This is a genomic window from Pseudoalteromonas sp. SR45-5, from assembly GCF_014163565.1.
GTDB lineage: Bacteria > Pseudomonadota > Gammaproteobacteria > Enterobacterales > Alteromonadaceae > Pseudoalteromonas > Pseudoalteromonas distincta.
In genome coordinates this window covers 1-3,395 of record NZ_JACJDN010000450.1, presented here as the reverse complement: position 1 = coordinate 3,395, position 3,395 = coordinate 1, and the positions used below count along the sequence as shown (strand labels likewise).

The 3,395-nt window shown below is 39.3% G+C and carries 3 protein-coding genes; 2 read left to right on the top strand and 1 reads right to left on the bottom strand.

The genetic code is table 11. The features are described from left to right. The first annotated feature begins 105 nt into the window (after window positions 1-105). On the top strand, window positions 106-900 hold the full coding sequence (locus tag H5072_RS14945) for a YggN family protein (RefSeq protein WP_182693968.1): 795 nt from the start codon (window positions 106-108) through the stop codon (window positions 898-900). Between the two features lie 76 nt (window positions 901-976). Here the strand turns inward: H5072_RS14945 and H5072_RS14940 are convergent, their stop codons facing one another. Continuing rightward, window positions 977-2,419: a PLP-dependent aminotransferase family protein gene (locus H5072_RS14940; RefSeq protein WP_182693967.1), complete on the bottom strand. Its 1,443-nt coding sequence runs from the start codon at window positions 2,417-2,419 to the stop codon at window positions 977-979. Between the two features lie 103 nt (window positions 2,420-2,522). Here H5072_RS14940 and H5072_RS14935 point away from each other — a divergent pair. Continuing rightward, a partial coding sequence (locus H5072_RS14935) for a DMT family transporter (protein WP_182693966.1) occupies window positions 2,523-3,395 on the top strand: 873 nt, incomplete at its 3' end.

The window sequence follows — 3,395 nt, the reverse complement described above, 5'->3', positions numbered from 1 at the left end:
AAAAAACAAACAAAAACAGTTAACCATATGTTTTATATTAAAAAATAAAACTGGCACCAAACTTGTTATTAGTTAATCGTCATCAACAAAAAGTAGAGAACAAACATGAAAAAATTACTATTAGTTAGCGCATTAATTTGTACGCCAGCCGCTATGGCTCATAACGATAACGATTCTGCAATTTCATTTAGTAATGATGAATGTAACGTCGAATTTAAAAATGATGTGCGCATTAAGCCAAACGAATTGGAAATTTTTACCGCCAACAATAAAACCATGCAGTTTAATAGCCATGGTGACTTAACCGTAAATGGCGAATTTGTAGCACTAAATAGCTCACAACGCGAAGCGCTAAACAAGTACTCTGATAGTTTACGCACACAATTACCTGAAGTAGCCAATATAGCGCTTGAGGGTGTTAAAATTGCCGGAGTAGCATTAGAAGAAGTAGGCAATGCATTTAATATTGACGGCCTTGATAATATGTCAGAGCTTATGGATGACATTAAAATCGAAGTAGAAAACACATTTTACCAACAAGGTACATTTGTGATGGGCCAACAAAGTTTTAATCAATTTGGCGAAAACTTTGAACAACAATTTGAGCAGCAGATAGAAACAGCGGTTGAATCAGCAGTGATGCAATCAATGGGCAGTATTTTAGTAGCTTTAGGTTCTGAGTTACTTGGTTCAGGCGGTGATATGGATGCCTTTGAACAACGTATGGAAAATATGGGTGCACAAATAGAAGAAAAAGTAGAGCTACATGCAAGCGCACTTGAAGAACGTGCCAACTCTTTATGTGGAAACTTTGCTGATATTGCAAAACAAGAAGAGCAATTAGTAATGCAAGTGCCTGAGCTTGAAGGTTACCAGTTATTTAGCTTTAAACAAAATTAGTACAGCAAACGTTATTTAACATCCCTTTGGCAGCACTTAAGTTTACTTAAATGCTGCTTTTTTGTATTTCGTTGACTTATTTTTTAGCTAATAAAGTAAGCTTACCCAATGTAACTATTGCTTGCTCAATTTGCGCGTTCCATTGCACACCATAACTTAATCTTACGCAGCTTTTATATTTATTAGAGGCCGAAAAAACAAGCCCAGGGGTAATACTAATACCAACCTCAAGCGCAAGTAAAAACAATGTTTGGCTATCGTACTCGCCTCCTAAATCTAGCCACATAACGCAGCCTCCTTTTGGATCGCTTATACGTGTATTTTTTGGCATAGCTTGTTGTAAGCACCATCGCATACGCTCTTTGTTATCGCGCAGGCGTTGCCTAAGTACTTTTAAATTTCGGTCGTACTCACCACTGGCAATAAACTCAGATAACGTCCATTGGTTTATTAACGAAGCAGAGCAACTTAGTGCTCTTTTATATCGCCTTGCTTGCGTTGCAAATTTACCCGCAACTAACCAACCTACACGATAGCTCGGCGCTGCCGTTTTAGAAAAAGATGAGCAACTAATCACTAATCCTTTTTTAGAGTACGCTAAAGCAGGTGTGCCTCGTTTTGCCGTAAAATATAAATCGCCGTATACGTCATCTTCAATAAGCACTACGTCATAACTTTCAAGTAGCTCCACCAGCTGCTGCCTGTTTTTATCTGGCATAAAGCTGCCTACAGGGTTACTAATTGCAGTCGAGAATAAACACGCTTTTATGTCATGCTCGTTTAAAGCACGTTCTAAATCGCTCAACCAAATGCCATTATCTGGGCACAATGGTATTTCGAGCGCTTTGAGGCCTAAGCTCTCTATTAGCTCTATAATCCCGTGATAACAAGGCGTCTCAATGGCAACTACATCGCCTGGCTTTGTCACACACTTAAGTGCAATAGCCATGGCTTCTTGTGCACCATTGGTGATCACAAGCTCGTCCATATTTATGCCAATACCAAAATCTAAATAGCGATGCACCAATTGCTTTTTCAGCGGCACAAATCCATCTGTTGGCCCATAGTTAATGGCTTTACTGCCGGCAATTGTCATTACTCGGCGCATATTTCTGGCTAGTGCTTTATCGGTAGGTGCAGCGGCTATAGGATTAGCGATACCAAAAGGGACTACGTTAGCTTGATGAATCGCACTGTATACCTGCTCTATTAAGGCTTGTTTATTTACCACAACAGGTTCGCGACTTAATTTAACTCGCTTAGGTAAATTATGCGCCATGCTAACGACTTTTAAAAAATACCCTGATTTTTCACGTGCCTCTACTAACCCCTGATCTTCAAGTGTTTGATAAGCTTGCTTCACTGTCGGAATACTAATGTTTAAGTTATCTGCCATTTTACGCAGTGATGGAAGTTTTTCGCCAGGGAGTAAAACCTGCTGGGCGCTCATATCTCTGATCAACTGAATAACTTGCTGATATAGAAACTCATGCCCCTGGCTATTTTTTTGTCTTATCATCACGCATCCAAATCTGTATAGGTTACATTTTTACTTTTCTGTATATGGTAAGTATACAGATAGGTCTTAAAATAGCCATTCAATCGGGCTTTGGAGACTAACCATGAAAAGTGCAGCGCTATACATTACAACCGTTTTAATTTGGGGTTCTACTTGGTTAGCCATCGAATTTCAGCTAGGTGATATTGCGGTAGAGCTATCGTTATTTTATCGCTTTGCTATTGCAGCGCTTTTAATGTGGTTATATGTAGCGTACAAAAAACCGGATATGCGCTTTTCATTAATCGATCATGGCTTTTTTGCTTTGTTGGCTATTTGTAATTTTGCCTTAAATTACTTAATGCTTTACTGGGCACAAAATTACTTAACCTCCGCTATGACCTCTATCGCCTTTTCACTATTGCTGGTTATGAACATAGTTAACACTCGACTATTTTTTGGTAAGCCTATCTCAAAACGAATTTATACCGGTGCCGCACTCGCTGTATTAGGTATTACGTGTCTGTTTTGGCCACAGTTACAGCAGTTCGACTTAAGTAATGGTGCATTGGTCGGGTTACTACTTGCCCTTGGTGGCACCTTTGTGGCTTCATTGGGCAACATGGTAAGCGTTCGTAATTCTCGTAAGCAAATTGGCGTATTGCAGGGCAATGCATGGGGCATGTTATATAGTGCTATAAGCTTAGCTTTATATGTATTAATGAACGATGTGCAATTTAGTTTAAACGCCCCAACTAGCTACTGGTTATCATTACTTTATTTATCAATATTTGGCACAGTAATCGCTTTTGGTTGTTACTTTGCACTACTAAAAAATATAGGCCCTGAAAAAGCCAGCTACGTTATTGTTTTATTCCCATTAGTGGCAGTAACACTGAGTAGCTTTTTTGAAGGCTTTGAATGGCACGCAAATACCTTTGCAGGGTTTAGCTTAGTGCTATTAGGTAACGCCATTGTGCTTACCCCAACAAAACGA